Here is a 17,117-nt window from a genome sequence, read left to right on the forward strand (position 1 = left end):
CACCGATCGAACGCCGGCCTATGGTCGGCTGAGCGCGGCACCCGACTGTTCGATGACAACGGGTTCGGCGGCGCCGGCCAGGCGCTCACGCTGCGGGATGACGACGTACTTCGGGTCGGCCGCGGATGCCTTGCCGGCCTCGAACACGCCGAACCGGGTGCACAGGCCGGCAGCGAGGTAGGCGGCGCCGGCGATCGCGGACACCGCCCGGCTGCGCCGGCCCAGCACGGACAGGCCGGCGCCGACCGCGGTGAGCGCCCGGCCGGCGCGCAGCAGCTTGCCCGGCCGGCCCTGCCGGTAGGGCTCGCCGACCAGGCCGAGCCCGCGTTCCATCCGGTAGGCGGCGGCCAGTTCCATGCCCGCGCCGATCAGCCCGATCCGCCGGGCCGGGCCCTGCTCGGCCGCCGGGGCCGCGATGAGCGCCGCGCCCGCACCGCTGGTCAGCGCGCCGCCGGCGAACAGGAACGGCAGTTCCCGGTGCGCCTCGTGCCAGGCCGGGATGGCGGTGTCGGCCAGCAGCACCGCGGTGTAGGTGCACATCGCCGGGCCGAGGCCGGCGGACGCCGCGCCGGCCGCGGTGCCCAGCCGGGGTAGCAGCCCGGTCAGCTCGCTGGCCGCACTCGCCGAGGCCAGGCCGGAGAACGGGGCCAGGATCCACGAGCCCACGGACAGCGGCGAGGTCGGCTTGAGCACCCGGAGCATGTTCAGGAAGCGTTCCGGCCGGCCCAGGTCGTGGATGAGCGCGCCCACGCTGGCCACCGCCGACCCGGCGGCGACCAGCCGGGAGGCGCGGGCCAGCCCCGGCCGGCCGGTCGCCCCGCCCAGCGCGCCGAGCATGGCCGACGAGCCGGCCAGCCCGCCGAGGAACAGGTAACCGGGCACGTCCGGCACCTTCCAGGCGGGCTGCTTGAGGATCGGCCGGCCGTAGTAGGAGCGGAACTCGGCGCGCGGCACCATCTCCTGCTCGCGCCGCGGGCTCACCGCCGGCCTCCCAGGAACGCGGCGAGCGCCCCGGCCGCGGCCGCGACCGCGGCCATGCCCATGTGCTTCCACATCGCGGGCAGGTCCCGGGTGGTGACCACCGGGTCCGGCGGCAGCCCGTACACCTCGGGTTCGTCCAGCAGCAGGAAGAACGCGCCGTCGCCGCCCACCCCGTCGTCCGGGTCCTCCCCGTACAGCCGGGCCTCGGGCACGCCGCGGTCGTGCAGTTGCTCCACCCGGCGCTCGGCCCGCTCGCGCAGTTCGTCCAGCGGGCCGAACTGGATCGAGTCGGTGGGGCAGGCCTTGGCGCAGGCCGGTTCCAGGCCGTCGCGCAGCCGGTCGTAGCACAGCGTGCACTTGAACGCGCGGCCGTCGCTCTCCCGCCGCTCGATCACCCCGTACGGGCAGGCGGGCACGCAGTAGCCGCAGCCGTTGCAGATGTCCTCCTGCACCACCACGGTGCCGAACTCGGTGCGGAACAGCGACCCGGTCGGGCAGACGTCCAGGCAGGCGGCGTGCGTGCAGTGCTTGCACACGTCGCTGGACATCAGCCAGCGCACCCCCGCGTCGTCGGTCTCGGCCCGCTGGGGTTGCTCGGGGGCGCCGATGCCCGGCATGCCGAGTTCGACCCGCTCGGCCGGCACCCGCTGCTCGACGAACGCCACGTGCCGCCAGGAGTTCGCGCCCAGCGCGCCGGTGTTGTCGTAGGAGCTGCCCAGCAGGTCCAGCCCGGTGTCGGGCACCCCGTTCCACTCCTTGCAGGCCACCTCGCACGCCTTGCAGCCGATGCAGATGGAGGTGTCGGTGAAGAAGCCCATCCGAGGTGGGTGGCCGTCGGCGTGGCCGGCCTCGCCCGCCGGGTCGGCGAGCGGTCCAGCGAGCCGGTCGCGCCACGTGGTACCGGTGGTGCCGGTGTGCCCGGTGGTCATCGTGTGCCGTCCTCTCCGGTCGGCTCGGTGATGCCGGCCCGGCGCCGGTAGTCCGCGACGAGGCGGGGCAGCGCCGGGCCCCTCGGCCGCCGGCCCGGGCGGATGTCGCAGGTGGCGGCCTTGGACTCCTGGATGTAGACGTTCGGGTCGAGCACCACGGGCAGCAACTCGTTGGCGCCGTCCCCGGTGGACAGCCCGTTGCCGCCCCAGTGGTAGGGCAGGCCGATCTGGTGAATGGTGCGGCCGCGGATCCGCAGCGGCCGGACCCGGTCGGTGACCAGCACCCGCGCCTCGATCGCGGTGCGCGCGGTGACGATCGTGGCCCAGCCCAGGTGGTCCAGGCCGCGCTCGGCGGCCAGCTCGGGGGACACCTCGCAGAAGAACTCCGGCTGCAGCTCGGACAGGTAGGGCAGGGTGCGGCTCATCCCGCCCGCGGTGTGGTGCTCGGTGAGCCGGTAGGTGGTGAACACGTACGGGAACACCTCGCTGCCGGGTGCGCCGTCGCTGGGCTGGTACCGGTTGGCCGGGTGCGGGTACTCCCGCCGGGTCGGGTTGGCCTGCTGGCGGTACAGCGGGTTGTCCACCGGGGACTCGGCCGGCTCGTAGTGGGTGGGCAGCGGCCCGTCGGCCAGCCCGGTCGGGACGAACAGCCAGGCGCGACCGTCGGTCTGCATGATGAACGGCTCCGCGCCGGCGATCGCGTCCTGCGCCCTGGCGCCCGGTTCGGGCTGGTAGTCCGGCGGCTTGCTGGCCTCGAAGTCGGCGTTGTCGGCGCCGACCCACTTCCGCTGCTCGGCGTCCCACCACACGTACTTCTTCCGCTCGCTCCACGGCCGTCCGTCCGGGTCGGCCGAGGCGCGGTTGTAGAGGATCCGGCGGTTCGCCGGCCACGCCCAGCCCCACTCCGGGGCCACCCAGCTCTGGTCGCGGCCCGGCCGGCGGCGGGCCGCCTGGTTGACGCCGTCCGCGTGCACACCGCAGTAGATCCAGCAACCGCACCGGGTGGAGCCGTCGGCGCGGAGCTGGGTGTAGGCGGCGAGTTCGTTGCCGCCCGCGTCGACGCCGCCGATCTCGCGGAGCACCGCGTCCGCGGACGGTTCGGCGATCGCGCCCTCGGTGGGGTAGTCCCAGGTGAGGTCGAGCAGCGGGCGGTCCCGCGGGTCGGTGCTGCGGGCCAGCTTGTCCCGGATGATCCGGCCCAGGTGGTAGGTGAACCACAGTTCGCTGCGCGCGTCGCCGGGCGGGTCGACGGCCTTGTGGTGCCACTGGAGCAGCCGCTGGGTGTTGGTGAAGGTGCCGTCCTTCTCGGTGTGCGCGGCCGCCGGGAGGAAGAACACCTCGGTGCCGATGTCCTCGGTGCGCATCTCCCCGGTGTCGATCTCCGGGCCGTTCTTCCAGAACGTGGCGCTCTCGATCAGGGAGAAGTCCCGCACCACCAGCCAGTCCAGGTTGGCCAGGCCGAGGCGTTGCAGCTTGGCGTTGGCCGAGCCGACCGCCGGGTTCTCGCCCATCAGGAAGTAGCCCTTGACGGTGCCGGCGATCTGGTCCAGCACGGTGCGGTAGTGGCCGTGGTCGCCGGAGATCCGCGGCAGGTAGTCGAAGCAGAAGTCGTTGTCCGCGGTGGCGGCGTCGCCCCACCACGCCTTGAGCAGGCTGACCGCGTAGCTGCGCATGTTGCCCCAGAACCCGGCCTTGCCGACGTCGGCGGCGGTGTAGCTGTCCAGGTCGAGGTGCTCGCCGGCGTGCGGCATCGGCAGGTAGCCGGGCAGCAGGTTGAACAGCGTGGGGATGTCGGTGGAGCCCTGGATGCTGGCGTGGCCGCGCAGCGCCAGGATGCCGCCGCCGGGCCGGCCGATGTTGCCCAGCAACGCCTGCAGGATGGACGCGGTGCGGATGTACTGTGCGCCGACGGTGTGCTGGGTCCAGCCCACGGAGTAGACGAACGCGGTGGTGCGGTCCCGGCCGGAGTTGCGGGTGATCTCCTCGGCGACGCGGCGGAACTGCTCCGTGCTGATCCCGCAGATGTCGGCCACCACCTCCGGGGTGTACCGGGCGTAGTGCCGCCTGAGCACCTGGAACACGCAGCGCGGGTGTTCCAGCGTCGGGTCCAGCTCCGGCTTGAACGGCACGGACGGCCCGCCGCTGCCGTAGGCCTCGGCGCGTGCCGCCTCCCGGTGCTCCGGGCCGCCGTGGTGGCGGCGGGTCACCCGGTGGGCGTCCTCCTCGGGCTGGCCGACCTCCTCCTCCGTGCTGTGCTCGCCGGTGGCGGGCGCGGCGACGGCGCCCTGGTACGCCCACGTCGAATGGTCGTAGCGCCGGCCGTCCGGGTCGTAGCCGGAGAACAGGCCGTCCAGGTCCTCGGTGTCGGCGAAGTCCTCGCGCAGGATCGCCGGCGCGTTCGTGTAGGCGACGACGTACTCGCGGAAGAACTTCTCGTGCGTGAGCACGTAGTTGACCAGGCCGCCGAGGAAGGCGATGTCGCTGCCGGCGCGCAGCGGCACGTGCACGTCGGACACCGCGCTGGTGCGGGTGAACCGCGGGTCGACGTGGATCACGGTGGCGCCGCGCTCCTTGGCCTCCATCACCCACTGGAAGCCGACCGGGTGGCACTCGGCCATGTTGGAGCCCTCGATGACGATGCAGTCCGCGTTCCGCAGGTCCTGCTGGAACGTCGTGGCCCCACCCCGACCGAACGAGGTTCCCAGACCGGGAACCGTGGCGGAGTGTCAAATACGCGCCTGGTTCTCGATCTGGATGGCGCCCAGCGCGGTGTAGAGCTTCTTCATCAGGTAGTTCTCTTCGTTGTCCAGCGTGGCGCCGCCGAGGCTGGCGATCGCCATGGTGCGCCGGACGCGCTGGCCGCCGTCCTCCTCCTGCCAGTGCCGCCGGCGGGTCTCGATGACCCGATCGGCGATCATGTCCATGGCACGGTCCAGCGGGAGTTCCTCCCACTCCGTCCCGTGTGGACGCCGGTACAGCACGGTGGTCACCCGGTTCGGGTTGGTCACCAGTTGCTTGCTCGCGGATCCCTTGGGGCACAACCGGCCCCGGGAGATCGGCGAGTCCGGGTCGCCCTCGATCTGGGTGACCTTCCCGTCCCGGACGTAGACCTTCTGTCCACAACCGACGGCGCAGTACGGGCACACCGAGGCGACCACGCGGTCGGCCTGGCTGGTGCGGGGCCGCAGCGCGCTGGTCACCCGCGACTCGGCGGCCGCGCCCCGGCCGAGCGGGTCGGCCCCGGTGAGCTGCCGGACCACCGGCCAGCCCTCGATCCACTGCCGCACGCCCATGACCGCACTCCCCACCCGTCGCGCTATCACCGGCACCCCCGAACCTAGTCACCCGACCGGGCCGGCGCAGCACGAAGCGCCGACCGAATCGATCAGCGCAGCCGGCGGGTGTCGTCGGGCAGCCGCACGGTGATGCCGCGCCGGTCGAGCAGTTCCAGTAGCGGCACGGCGACCCGGCGGGTGGTGCCCAGCGCGCGGCGGGCCTCGCTGAGCGTGAACGGCTGCGGCAGGTCGGCGAGCGTGGCGGCGGCCCGCTGCTCGGCGCCGGGCAGCAGCACCACCCCCTCGGCGATCTTGACCAGCCGGCCGGCGCGCACCGCCGCGGCCAGTTCGCGGTGGCCCAGCCCCAGTTCGGCCAGCCGGTGCGCCTCGGGCGCGGCGAACGGCCGGGCGCGCAGGTCCTCGGTGACCGCGTCCACCGCCCTGGCCACCTTCGGCGGCAGCTGCTCGGGTGCCGCCCCGGTCCGGATGCGCCCACCCGCGCTGGTCAGCCCGGCCGCCCGGACCAGCGGGGCGACAAGCGCGGTGTCCGGCAGATCCAGGGCGTGGCGGACCACCTCGACCGGCACGCCGGGTTCCAGCGGGTGGCCACGCTGCCAGCGCTCCACGTCCGGGCCGATCCGGTGAACCAGGGCGGCCCACCGCTCGGCGTCGACCTGCCAGCCGCCGGCGACCGGTTCGCCGGGCGCGGGCAGGCCCATCGCGCGCAGTTCCGCGCCGGGCACGAAACCCCGGTGGCGCACGTGCAGCCGCGCTGCGCGCTCGGCGGCGTCCCGGGACATCTCGACAGCGCCCCGGGCCAGGTCGGCGAGTTCGGCGGCGCGGGCGCGGGCGGCGCCTCGGCGGCGCAGCGCGGGTGGCCGCACGTCGAGCACGGTGGCCCCGCCGGCCACCCGGTGCTGGCCGGGGTCGCGTAGCAGCACCCGGTCGGCCACCCGCAGCGGCAGCGGCCGGGCCAGGGCCAGCCGGGCGGTGTCCGGCCCGAGCGGGCGGAGCCGCACCGGCACGGCCGCCGACCCGGCGTGCAGCACCAGGTGCCCGGGCAGGTCGCCGACCGGGCCGCCGGTCACGACCACGTCGACCGTGCTGGTGGAAAGCCACGCCCCCGGGGTGAGCAGCGCGTCGCCGCGGCCCACCGCGTCCCGGTCGACGCCGCGCAGGTTGACCGCGGCCCGCGCCACCGGGGTGAGCACCTCCCTGCTCTCGCCGAGCGCCTGCAGCCCGCGCACCCGGACCCGGCGGCCGCTGGCCGCGAGCACCAGTTCGTCGCCGGTGCGGAGGGTGCCGGCGGCGAGCGTGCCGGTGACCACGGTGCCGGCGCCGCCCACGGTGAACGACCGGTCCACCCACAACCGCAGGTCCGCGTCCGCGTCGGCCGCGGGCAGCGCGCCGGCCAGGTCGGCGAGCGCGGCGCGCAGCGCGTCCAGGCCGGCGCCGGTGGCGCCGCTGACCACCACCGAGGGCACCGCGCCGAGCGAGGTGCGGGCGATCCGCCGCAGCGCCTCGGCCCGCGCCGGTTCCGGGTCGGCCAGGTCGGACCGGGTGACCGCGAGCAGCCCGTGCCGCACGCCCAGCGCGTGCAGCGCGTCCAGGTGCTCGGTGGACTGCGGCATCCACCCCTCGTCGGCGGCCACCACGAACAGCACCGCCGGCACCGGGCCGACCCCGGCGAGCATGTTGGGCACGAACCGCTCGTGCCCGGGCACGTCCACGAACGCGATCTCCGCGCCACCGGGCAGCCGGGTCCAGGCGAAGCCGAGGTCGATGGTGAGGCCGCGGCGGCGTTCCTCGGCCCACCGGTCCGGCTCCATCCCGGTCAGTGCGCGTACCAGCGTGGACTTGCCGTGGTCGACGTGGCCCGCGGTGGCGATCACGTGCACGGGAACTCCCCGCGCGCGCCGGTTGCCGCGATCACGTGCATGAGTGCTCCCGTGCCGCTCGCACGGCCAGCACGGCATCGGCCAGCCGGTCGTCGTCGGCCGGGTCGACGGTGCGCAGGTCGAGCAGGCAGCGCCCGCGCTCCACCCGGCCGACCACCGGCGGGTCCCCGGTGCGCAGCGGCTCGGCGTACGCGGCGGGCAGGGCGAGCGCGGCGCTGGGCAGTTCGACTCCGGGGGCACCACCGCCGCCCACCGCGGCCACGCTGTCCGCCGCGTCGGCCGGCACCCCGGCGGCGGCCAGCCGCTCGGCCAGCCGGGCGGCGCGCCCGCGGAGGCCGGCCGGGTCGGCGGCGAGCGCGGCCGCCACCGGCGGGGCGGGGCCGCGCAGGGTGGCTTCCAGCGCGGCCAGGGTCAGCTTGTCCACCCGCAGCGCGCGGGCCGACGGGTGCCGGCGCAGCCTCTCGATCAGATCGGCGGCGCCGAGCAGCAGCCCGGCCTGCGGCCCGCCGAGCAGCTTGTCCCCGCTGGCGGTGACCAGGTCGGCGCCGGCGCGCAGCACGGCGGCGGCGTCCGGTTCGTCGGGCAGCAGCGGGTGCGGCGCGAGCAGGCCGGAGCCGATGTCCACCACCAGCGGCACGCCCAGCCCGGTCAGCTCGGCCACCGGCACGGCCGCGGTGAACCCGGTGATCCGGAAGTTGGACGGGTGCACCTTGAGCACGAACCCCGTGTCCGGGCCGATCGCCTCGGCGTAGTCGGCCCGCCGGGTGCGATTGGTGGTGCCGACCTCGCGCAGCCGGGCGCCGGCGCTGGCGAGCAGTTCCGGGATGCGGAACCCGTCACCGATCTCCACCAGCTCGCCACGGCTGATCACGATCTCCCGGCCCTGGGCCAGGGCGAGCGCGGTGAGCAGCAGCGCGGCCGCGTTGTTGTTGACCACGTGCACGTCGCCGGCCTCGGGCACCGCCTCGGCGAGCGCGGCCAGCGCGCCCCGGCCGCGCCGGGCCCGCCGCCCGGTGGCCAGGTCGAACTCCACGTCGGTGGCGCCGGACGCGGCGCACACCGCCTCCCGCGCGGCCGTGGACAGCGGAGCCCGGCCCAGGTTGGTGTGCACCAGCACGCCGGTGGCGTTGATCACCGGGCGGAGCCCGGTGGCCCGCGCCGGGAGCAGCGCCACCGCGGTGTCCACGACCTCCTCGGGGGCGATTTCCCCGGCGCGGGCCCGCTGCTGCGCCCGAACCACGGCGTCTTTCACCAGCGCCCGGCCCAGCGAGCCGGTGACCGCGGCCAGCCGAGGGTCCGCGAGCACGGCGTCCACCCGGGGGATGCGACGTCGCGGATCGGTCATGAACCGACCCTAGAACGGCGGCGACGCTGCCGCCGTGACCGGTCAGGGCGCCGGCGCCCAGTAGTCGAGCATCTCGGCGAAGGTGTCGAAGGCGGGCTTGGAGTTCCCGTAGGGCGCCTCCAGGTGGATGGAGAGCGGGAAGCCCAGATCGTGCACGCCGTCGATGATCCGCTGGTACAGCTCGACCAGCGCCCGCCGGCGTTCCGCGTAGGAGCGCTCGGCGAGGTCGGCGACCCAGCGCTGCTCCGCCTCGACCGCCGGGTTGCCCGGGTCCTTGATCAGCCAGTCGATCAGCCTGACCCGGCTCTCCGCGCTCGGCACGAAGCCGAAGGAGAGCAGGATCTCCGGCCGGTGCCCGGTGTGCCGGGCGAACTCGCGTAGGAATCCGACGATGGCGTCGGAGTACAGCAGCTGGGTCAGCGCGAAGGTGGCGCCGCGGTCGCACTTGAACCCGAAGCGACCGTGCTCACCCTCGCGGGTGGGGATGAGGATGACGCCGCGGTTGGCGACGACGTCCTCGAACTGGGACAGGGCGTCGGTGGGCGCGACACCGGGGCCGTCGCCGTCGGCCATGGTGCGGGGCACGCCGACGAAGATGACGCCGTCCATGCCGGCGTCCCGCAGGTCGCCGATCCGGTCGGCGAGTTGCTGCTTGTCGTGGAACGCGGTGACCTGCGTGCACAGGCCACGGATGTCGCCCAGCTCGGGCCGGACCGCCCGCCAGAAGTCGAGAGTGTCCATCTTGGGCTTCATCTCGACCGGGCGGTCGTCGTCCTCGGCGATCATGCCGGGGATCATCATGTGCCTGATGCGGCCGTCCAACCCGCACGCACGGGCGTTGTCGGCGACCTTGCGGCCTTCCGCGACCGCCTTCTCCACGCCGCCGTCGAGGTCGGGCGGAACCAGTTCGAGTGCGATGGTGTGCATGTCGGCCTCAGGTTTCCCTTCTGTCGACGTGTCACCCGTCTCGGCAGAACTCGAGGATCGCGCCTGAAGCCTCACCCACCTCGCGGTCGACTCCGCTACCAGTGAGTAGTCACGGTAGGGGGACCGACCTCGCGGGGTATAGGTCCGAATGGTCCAAGACACTGACATCCAACGGCCCAACACCCGGCTGGGTGTCGACCCCCGGTGGGTGGCGGAGGCGGACGGGAATCGAACCCGCCGGCGGCAGATCCTGCCACCCTACGGTTTTGAAGACCGCGCCGATCACCAGATCGGATACGCCTCCCCGCGGCCACCGTGGTGCCCTCCCCGCGGAGTATTCCCGCTCGTTGGGCACGCGCCACGCCGGGGTCGCCAGCGGGTTCCGCGCCGGCACGGTGCTGCGCGCCTCCCCCGATCGCGGGACGATGTGCGGGTGACCGCGACGACGTACCGGCTGACCCAGTACGCGCACGGCGGGGGCTGCGCATGCAAGATCCCGCCCGGCGAACTAGAGGAGATGGTTCGCGGGCTGGCCGGGACGCCGGTGGACCCGGCCGGCGACCTGCTGGTGGGCCTGGACGGCGGGGACGACGCGGCCGTGGTGCGGCTGAACGGCGCGGGCCCCGCCCTGGTCGCCACCACGGATTTCTTCACCCCTGTGGTGGACGACCCGTACGACTGGGGCCGGATCGCCGCGGCGAACGCGCTCTCCGACGTGTACGCCATGGGCGGGCGGCCGGTGGTCGCGCTGAACCTGCTCGCCTGGCCGCGCGGGATGCTCCCGTTCGCCCTGGCCAGGGAGGTGCTGCGGGGCGGCCTGGACGTCGCGGGAGCAGCCGGCTGCCACGTGGCCGGCGGGCACAGCGTGGACGACCCGGAGCCGAAGTACGGCATGGCGGTGACCGGGCTGGTCGACCCGGCGCGGATCATGCGCAACGACGCGGGCAAGCCCGGCCTGCCGCTGTCGCTGACCAAGCCGCTGGGCGTCGGCGTGCTCAACAGCCGGCACAAGGCCACCGGCGAGGTGTTCCCGCAGGCCGTGGAGTCGATGACGCGGCTCAACCGGGACGCGGCCGAGGCCGCGGTGGGTGCCGGGATCGGCTGCGCGACCGATGTGACCGGGTTCGGCCTGCTCGGCCACCTGCTCAAGCTGGCCAGGGCCAGCGGGGTCACCGCCGTGGTGGACGCGGCCGCGGTGCCCTACCTGCCCGGCGCCCGCGAGGCTGCCCGGGACGGCTACGTCAGCGGCGGTACCCGGCGCAACCTGGACTGGGTGCGGCCGTGCGCGGACCTCGACGCGGTGGACGAGGTGGAGGCGCTGCTGCTGGCCGACGCGCAGACCTCCGGAGGGCTGCTACTGGCCGGCGAGATCCCCGGCGCCAAGGTGATCGGCGAACTCGTCGCCCAGCGTGACCACCCGATCGCGGTGCGTTGATCATCGGACCGTCTGGTTACCAGACAGTTGCGCTATCAGGCGAGGTCGCGGGCGAAGGCGAGCAGGCGGATGTCCGAGGTGGGCGACCAGTCGCGCTCCGGCAACCGGCGGAAACCGAGATCCCGGTAGATCCGGTGGGCGCGGTGGTTCGCGGTGGTGCTGCACAGCACCACCCGCCGGGCGCCGAGTTCGGCGGCGCGGTCCAGCACGGCCCGCACCAGGCTGCGGCCCACGCCGCGGCCCTGGGCCGCCGGGTCGGTGGCGAGCATGCGGAACTCCGCCTCGCCCGGCCGGGAGATCTCCGCCAGCGGCGTGCCGGGCAGGCAGACGGTGACCGTACCGAGCAGCGCGCCGGTGTGATCGGTGGCCACCAGGACCTCGGCGGCCTCGGCGCGGGCCGAGGCGTCGCGCAGTTCCTCGACGTAGAACTCGGGCACCCCGCCGTCGGCCAGGTAGGCGGCCGCGGTCAACTCGCCCACGGCGGCTAGTTCGTCGGCACGCGCCGGGCGCACGGTCAGCGTGCCGGCCATGGCGTCCCGGACGGCGCCGCCCGGGCGGCCGGCGGACCCGGCACCCGCGGCACGGCCAGCGAGGTCGGCGCCAACGCGGTCAGCGGTGCGGGCCCGGTCGGCACCGTCGGCGCCCGCGGCAGGATCGGCGTGGTTGACGTGGTCCACGGCTCGGCACGGTAATCCTCGGCCCCGACACAATGCCGTCGAATTCCGCGTCACTCGACGTGGGCGACCTCGGCGGCGGCTTCCGGGCCGGAGTCCAGCAGCAGTCGGAACCCGTCCTCGTCGAGCACCGGCACCTTGAGCTGGACCGCCTTGTCGTACTTGGACCCGGGCGAGTCGCCGACCACGACGAAGGCCGTCTTCTTGGACACCGATCCGGCCGCGCGGCCGCCCCTGGCCATGATCGCTTCCTTGGCCTCGTCCCGGGAGAAGCTCTCCAGGGTGCCGGTGACCACGATGGACAGCCCCTCCAGCGTGCGCGGCACCGACTTGTCGCGCTCCTCGGCGAGCCGCACCCCGGCCCGCCGCCACTTCTCCACCACCTCGCGGTGCCAGTCCTCCTCGAACCACTCACGCACGGCGGCGGCGATGGTGGGGCCGACGCCGTCCACCCCGGACAACTCCTCCTCGCCGGCCTTGGCGATCGCGTCCAGCGAGGCGAACTCGCGGGCCAGCGCCTGCGCCGCGGTGGGGCCGACATGCCGGATGGACAGCGCGACCAGCACCCGCCACAGTGGACGGTCCTTCGCGGACTCCAGGTTCTTCAGCAGCTTCCGGCCGTTCTCGGACAGCTCACCGGCCTTGGTGCGGAACAGGTCAACGCGGAGCAGCCGCTCCTCGTCGAGGTCGAACAGCTCACCTTCGTCGTGCAGCACGCCCGAACCGAGCAGCGCGGTGGCCGCCTCGTAGCCGAGCACCTCGATATCCAGCGCGCCGCGACCGGCCAGGTGGAACAGCCGTTCCCGAAGCTGCGCCGGGCAGGACCGCGCGTTCGGGCAGCGGATGTCGACGTCGCTTTCCTTCTCCCGGCGCAGCGTGGTGCCGCACTCCGGGCATTTCGTCGGCATGTGGAACTCGCGTTCCTTGCCGGTGCGCACGTCCACGATGGGGCCTAGCACCTCGGGGATCACGTCCCCGGCCTTGCGGATGACCACCCGGTCGCCGATCAGCACGCCCTTCCGCTTGACCTCGTTGGCGTTGTGCAGGGTGGCCAGGGAGACCGTGGACCCGGCCACCTTCACCGGCTCCATCACCGCGAACGGGGTGACCCGGCCGGTGCGGCCGACGTTGACCTGGATGTCCTTCAGGGTGGTGGTGGCCTCCTCGGGCGGGTACTTGTACGCGATCGCCCAGCGGGGCGCGCGGGAGGTGTTGCCCAGCCGGCGCTGCAGCGGCACCTCGTCGACCTTGACCACCACGCCGTCGATCTCGTGCACCGCGTCGTGCCGGTGCTCGCCCCAGTAGGCGCTGTACTCCTCGACCTCCTCGATCGTGCCGAGCACCTTGGTGTGACTGGACGCGGGAATGCCCCAGGCGCGCAGCGCCCGGTACGACTCGGACTGCCGCGCGGGCTCGAAGCCGTCGCGCTTGCCCAGGCCGTGGCTGATGAAGTGCAGCGGGCGGCTGCGGGTGACCCTCGGGTCCTTCTGCCGCAGCGAACCGGCCGCGGCGTTGCGCGGGTTGGCGAACGGCGGCTTGCCCGCCTCCACCAGCCGCGCGTTCAACTCGGCGAACTCCTCCACCCGGAAGAACACCTCGCCGCGCACCTCGACCAGGGCGGGCACCGGGAACTCGTCGGTGCCGGTGAGCCGCTCCGGCACGTCGGAGATGGTGCGCACGTTGAGCGTGACGTCCTCGCCGGTGCGCCCGTCGCCGCGGGTGAGCGCGCGGACCAGCCGGCCGTCCCGGTAGAGGAGGTTGATCGCCAGGCCGTCGATCTTCAGCTCGCAGAGGTAGTGGACCTCGGTGCCGACCTCCTTCTCCACCCGGTCGGCCCAGGCGCGCAGTTCCTCGGCGCTGAACGCGTTGTCCAGGCTCAGCATGCGCTCCAGGTGGTCGACCGCGGTGAACTCGGTGGAGAAGGTGCCGCCGACCTGCTGGGTGGGCGAGTCCGGCGAGACCAGCGCGGGGTGCGCCGCCTCGATCTCCTGCAGCCGCTGGAACAGCCGGTCGAACTCGGCATCGGAGATGACCGGGGCGTCCAGCACGTAGTAGCGGTACTGGTGGTTGCGCACCTCCTCGACCAGGGCCGCGTGCTCCTCGCGGACCTCGGCCGGCACGTCCTCCAGCCCCTCGGCGTGCTGCCGGCGCGCCGGGTCGGTGGGCAGCGCCCGATCCTCGGGGACCTCGTCGTTCCTGCTCACGGTGCCGAGCCTAATCCGCACCCCCGACAGCAGCAGGTCAGCCGCCGGCCCCCTCGGGGGTGTCCTCGGTTTCGCCCATGCCGCGCACCAGGGCGCGGAGCTGGAGCAGGTCCACGGCGTTCTCCGGCTCCCGGTCGGCCGGCTCCACCCGGCGCAGCCGCCGCCCGGCGAGCCGCTCGCCGAGGGTGGCGTCCAGCGCCAGGAACACCATCGCGGTGCGTTGCTCGCCGGCCAGGTTGGCCAGTTCCGGGTGGTGCACGGCGACGTCCACCACGCCCTCGGACTCGTCCACCTGGGCGGCCACCCGGACGTCGGCCAGCCGGACCCGGCGCTCGCCGAGGTTGACCGTGACCGCGGTGGGATCGGGCACCGGGGGCACCGCGTCGTGGTATTCCCACATCAGGTCCTCGGGCGGGGCGGCGGCCTTCCACGCGTCGGTGTAGGGGCGCAGCCGCGGGTCCTCCTGGCCGCTGACCACCAGCGCGTACACCGCGCGCTCGCCGCGCTCGATGGACCAGTGCAGGTCCGGATGGATGCCGGCGACCAGGTCGCACATCACCGCCTCGTACCGCTTCGGGTCGCCGTCGCCCAGGGCGGCGCTGACCAACGGCAGCACCACCGTCCAGCTCCGCCAGAACTGCTCCGCGACCGCCCGGGGATCGGGCCCGACCGGCTCGCTGCGCCTACGCCGCCGTAACCACCGCATGGCCGCCATTCTCGCGTGGCCGGCGCGCCCGCTGGCCCGGTTTCGCTCGACTCACCCGCCAGCAGCGCGGATATCCCCGTGACTGCCAGCGCCCAGCGCCCGGGCCGGCGAGGACGACACGGCCGGTTCCTACCAGTCCTCCGGAGGTTCGACGAACGCACGGCCCAGGTCGCGGACCAGGGAAAGCGCCCTCCGGGCCCAGGCGGGGGTGGCGCCGGCGAGACCGCACCGCGGGGTGGGCACCGCGCGCTCGCCGAGCAGCCGGCGGTTGAAGCCGAGCCGGTCGGTCATGCGCAGCGCGGGTTCCGCGGCGGCGCGCAGGGCCAGCGGGCTGGCCGGGTCGGTGCCGGGGACCAGGCCGAGCAGCAGCACCACGCCCGCGTCCCACGCCTCGCCCAGCTCGTCCCACAGCGCGGTCGGGGCCTGGTCGAGCAGCGTGGCGTCGAAGGCGATCCCGTCCACGCCGGCGGCGCGGAACAGCGCGACCGGCGGGCGCGGCGCGCAGCAGTGCACCAGCACCGGCTGGCCGGTCGCGTCCCGTACCGCGTCGACCGTGCGGGACAGCAGGGTGCGGGCCTCCGGCTCGGGCACCGCGGGCACCGTGCCGTAACCGGACGGGGTGGGCAGTGATCCGGCGAGCACCGCGGGCAGCGTCGGCTCGTCGAGCTGCACCACCACCGGTGCGCCGGTGCGCCGGGTCACCGCGGCCACGTGCGCGGCGACGCCCTCGGCCAGCGACTCGGCGAACTCGCGCACCGCGCCGGCGTCGGTGAGCACCCGGTGGCCGCGGGGCAGTTCGACGCCCGCGGTCAGCGTCCACGGCCCGGCGAGCTGGATCTTCACCCGGGCCGGCCGGGTACCGCCGCGCTCCACCGCCTCTTCGAGGGCGTCCAGGTCCCGCTCCATCAGGTCGAGCGCCCTGCGGTGGTCGTGCCCGGGCCGCGCGGCGACCCGGTAGCCGGACGGGACGACCTCCACCGGCAGGTCGACCAGCAGCGCGGCGGTGCGGCCGATCAGGTCGGCGCCGACGCCGCGGGCCGGTAGCTCGGGCAGGTGCGGCAGGTCGGGCAGCTCACCCAGCACGATGCGCGCCGCCTCCAGCGGGTCGGTGCCGGGCAGCGATCCGATGCCGGTCGCGGTTCCGGGTGGCCAGGGTGCCTCACTCACGCGCACCAGTGTCCGGGGCCCGGCGGCGGGCCCACACGGCGGGTCGCCGTCCCGACCCATCCGGCGCCGGACGTGTCGGGCGGGTCGCGCCCGCCCTGCCGGGCGGGTCCAGCCTCGCTCCAAAATGGGTCTGGACCATTGACGCGGTGGTCTAGGCCACTTACGTTGGCTCATCGCAGCGCCGCTCCCGGCGCTTCCCGTGGCGTAGCCCGTTCCCCCTGCTGACGGAGGCACCCATGCGCACCGCCCGTACCCGGCTGGCCGCCCTCGCGGCCGGAGCCGGCCTGCTCCCCCTGGGCCTGTTATTCGCCGTACCCGCCTCGGCCGCGCCCGGTCCGACCGCGACGTTCGGCACCGATTCCACCTGGGGCTCCGGCTACCAGGGCAGGTACACGATCACCGCCGGCGACACGGCACTGTCCGGCTGGCGGGTGGAGTTCGACCTGCCGGCCGGCACCACCGTCGGCTCCTACTGGGACGCCACGGAAACGGTCAGCGGCAACCACTACACGTTCACCAACCGCGAGTACAACGGCGCGGTCGCCGCCGGGGCGTCCACCGGCTTCGGTTTCCTCGCCAGCGGTTCCGGGCAGCCGACCAACTGCGAGCTGAACGGCCAACCATGCGGCCAGAGCACACCGCCGCCCACCACGACCACCACCACGACCACGTCACCGGTCACACCCCCGCAGAGCGGCGGCGGTCAGCGGGTGGCCCCGTACGTCGACATCACCTACGCCAGCCCGACGCTGGCCGACGTGGCCAGGGCGACCGGGCAGAAGGACTTCACCCTGGCGTTCGCGCTGGCCAGCAGCACCGGGTGCGAACCGCAGTGGGGCGGCACCGTCCCGCTCGCCGACCCGAGGGTCATCGGCGAGGTCAACGACCTCAAGGCGCTCGGCGGCAGCGTGATCGTGTCCACCGGCGGCGCGATGGGCCCGTACCTGGAGAACACCTGCGGCTCGGTGGACGCGCTGTACAACGCCTACACCAAGGTGCTCGACGCGGTCGGCGCCAACAGCCTGGACGTGGACGTCGAGGCCAGCATCCCGGTCGCCACGGTGAACCAGGCGCTGCTGCGGCTGCGACAGTCCCGGGGCACGGCGGTCAGCTACACGCTGCGCGTGCAGGGGCAGGACTACGGCGTTGACCCGTTCTCCGTGCAGATCCTGCAGGACGCCGCCGCACGCGGCCTGAACGTCGTCGTCAACCCGATGCTGATGGACTTCGGCTACACCGGCTCCTGGAGCGACGCGATGATCTCCGCGGCCAACGCCACGCTGAACCAGATGAAGAACATCTGGCCGAGCCGCGGCGACGCCGCCCAGCGCGCCATGCTCGCGATCACGCCGATGATCGGCCGCAACGACAGCGGCATGGTCACCGACGAACCCACCGCCCGGCAGTTGCTGTCCTGGGCGCAGAGCAACCACATCGCCCGGATCGGGTTCTGGTCCGTCGGCCGGGACAACGGCGGCTGCCCCGGCGCGGTGCAACCCACCTGCAGCGGCATCTCCCAGGGAACCTACGACTTCACCAACATCTTCAAGACCTACCAGGGCTGACGGTTCGTCGC

General features: G+C 74.1%; 12 protein-coding genes and 1 tRNA gene. 2 read left to right on the plus strand and 11 right to left on the minus strand.

What is annotated here, in order from left to right:
- Positions 1–18: 18 nt before the first annotated feature.
- From nrfD to FFT21_RS17265, 7 genes are all read right to left on the minus strand, one after another.
- Complete coding sequence (nrfD, locus tag FFT21_RS17230; RefSeq protein ID WP_225978494.1) at positions 19–981, minus strand: NrfD/PsrC family molybdoenzyme membrane anchor subunit; 963 nt, start codon at positions 979–981, stop codon at positions 19–21.
- Entirely contained in the window at positions 978–1,910 is a 933-nt protein-coding gene (locus FFT21_RS17235; RefSeq protein WP_137814908.1) for a 4Fe-4S dicluster domain-containing protein, read from the minus strand. The genes nrfD and FFT21_RS17235 overlap by 4 nt, the downstream gene beginning before the upstream one ends.
- Positions 1,907–5,203, minus strand: coding sequence for a formate dehydrogenase (gene fdh / locus FFT21_RS17240; RefSeq protein WP_225978495.1), 3,297 nt, complete (start codon positions 5,201–5,203; stop codon positions 1,907–1,909). The genes FFT21_RS17235 and fdh overlap by 4 nt, the downstream gene beginning before the upstream one ends.
- Positions 5,204–5,295: 92 nt before the next feature.
- Positions 5,296–7,083 (minus strand): selenocysteine-specific translation elongation factor, encoded by a 1,788-nt coding sequence (gene selB / locus FFT21_RS17250; RefSeq protein ID WP_137814911.1) that lies wholly within the window; start codon positions 7,081–7,083, stop codon positions 5,296–5,298.
- A gap of 31 nt (positions 7,084–7,114) precedes the next feature.
- Complete coding sequence (selA, locus tag FFT21_RS17255; RefSeq protein ID WP_137814912.1) at positions 7,115–8,428, minus strand: L-seryl-tRNA(Sec) selenium transferase; 1,314 nt, start codon at positions 8,426–8,428, stop codon at positions 7,115–7,117.
- Between the two features lie 42 nt (positions 8,429–8,470).
- Positions 8,471–9,355 carry a mycobacterial-type methylenetetrahydrofolate reductase gene (locus FFT21_RS17260; RefSeq protein WP_137814913.1) on the minus strand — a complete coding sequence of 295 codons (885 nt, stop codon included), beginning with the start codon at positions 9,353–9,355 and terminating at the stop codon, positions 8,471–8,473.
- A 209-nt stretch (positions 9,356–9,564) separates the two neighbouring features.
- Positions 9,565–9,659: transfer RNA gene (locus FFT21_RS17265), tRNA-Sec, on the minus strand.
- Positions 9,660–9,788: 129 nt separating this feature from the next.
- Between FFT21_RS17265 and selD the strand changes: the two genes are divergently transcribed.
- A complete protein-coding gene (gene selD / locus FFT21_RS17270; RefSeq protein WP_137814914.1) occupies positions 9,789–10,790 on the plus strand; it encodes a selenide, water dikinase SelD in 1,002 nt (333 codons plus the stop codon).
- A gap of 35 nt (positions 10,791–10,825) precedes the next feature.
- Here the strand turns inward: selD and FFT21_RS17275 are convergent, their stop codons facing one another.
- The 4 genes from FFT21_RS17275 to FFT21_RS17290 all read right to left on the minus strand — a co-directional run bounded on the left by FFT21_RS17275 (position 10,826) and on the right by FFT21_RS17290 (position 15,541).
- On the minus strand, positions 10,826–11,467 hold the full coding sequence (locus tag FFT21_RS17275; RefSeq protein WP_307722946.1) for a GNAT family N-acetyltransferase: 642 nt from the start codon (positions 11,465–11,467) through the stop codon (positions 10,826–10,828).
- A gap of 50 nt (positions 11,468–11,517) precedes the next feature.
- Complete coding sequence (gene ligA / locus FFT21_RS17280) at positions 11,518–13,632, minus strand: NAD-dependent DNA ligase LigA (RefSeq protein ID WP_225978500.1); 2,115 nt, start codon at positions 13,630–13,632, stop codon at positions 11,518–11,520.
- Positions 13,633–13,705: 73 nt separating this feature from the next.
- Entirely contained in the window at positions 13,706–14,374 is a 669-nt protein-coding gene (locus FFT21_RS17285) for a hypothetical protein (RefSeq protein WP_137814916.1), read from the minus strand.
- A gap of 129 nt (positions 14,375–14,503) precedes the next feature.
- Positions 14,504–15,541 (minus strand): methionine synthase, encoded by a 1,038-nt coding sequence (locus FFT21_RS17290; RefSeq protein ID WP_137814917.1) that lies wholly within the window; start codon positions 15,539–15,541, stop codon positions 14,504–14,506.
- Between the two features lie 236 nt (positions 15,542–15,777).
- Between FFT21_RS17290 and FFT21_RS17295 the strand changes: the two genes are divergently transcribed.
- Positions 15,778–17,106 (plus strand): cellulose binding domain-containing protein, encoded by a 1,329-nt coding sequence (locus FFT21_RS17295; RefSeq protein WP_137814918.1) that lies wholly within the window; start codon positions 15,778–15,780, stop codon positions 17,104–17,106.
- The last annotated feature ends 11 nt before the right edge of the window (positions 17,107–17,117 follow it).

Origin of the sequence: Gandjariella thermophila (assembly GCF_005405885.1) — a bacterium.
GTDB classification, from domain to species: Bacteria; Actinomycetota; Actinomycetes; order Mycobacteriales; family Pseudonocardiaceae; genus Gandjariella; species Gandjariella thermophila.

Coding starts and splice junctions, on each gene's coding strand:
- FFT21_RS17235 (WP_137814908.1), bottom strand. CDS start 1,910: ATGACCACCGGGCACACCGGCACCACCGGTACCACGTGGCGCGACCGG.
- selA (WP_137814912.1), bottom strand. CDS start 8,428: ATGACCGATCCGCGACGTCGCATCCCCCGGGTGGACGCCGTGCTCGCG.
- FFT21_RS17260 (WP_137814913.1), bottom strand. CDS start 9,355: ATGCACACCATCGCACTCGAACTGGTTCCGCCCGACCTCGACGGCGGC.
- FFT21_RS17285 (WP_137814916.1), bottom strand. CDS start 14,374: ATGCGGTGGTTACGGCGGCGTAGGCGCAGCGAGCCGGTCGGGCCCGAT.
- FFT21_RS17295 (WP_137814918.1), top strand. CDS start 15,778: ATGCGCACCGCCCGTACCCGGCTGGCCGCCCTCGCGGCCGGAGCCGGC.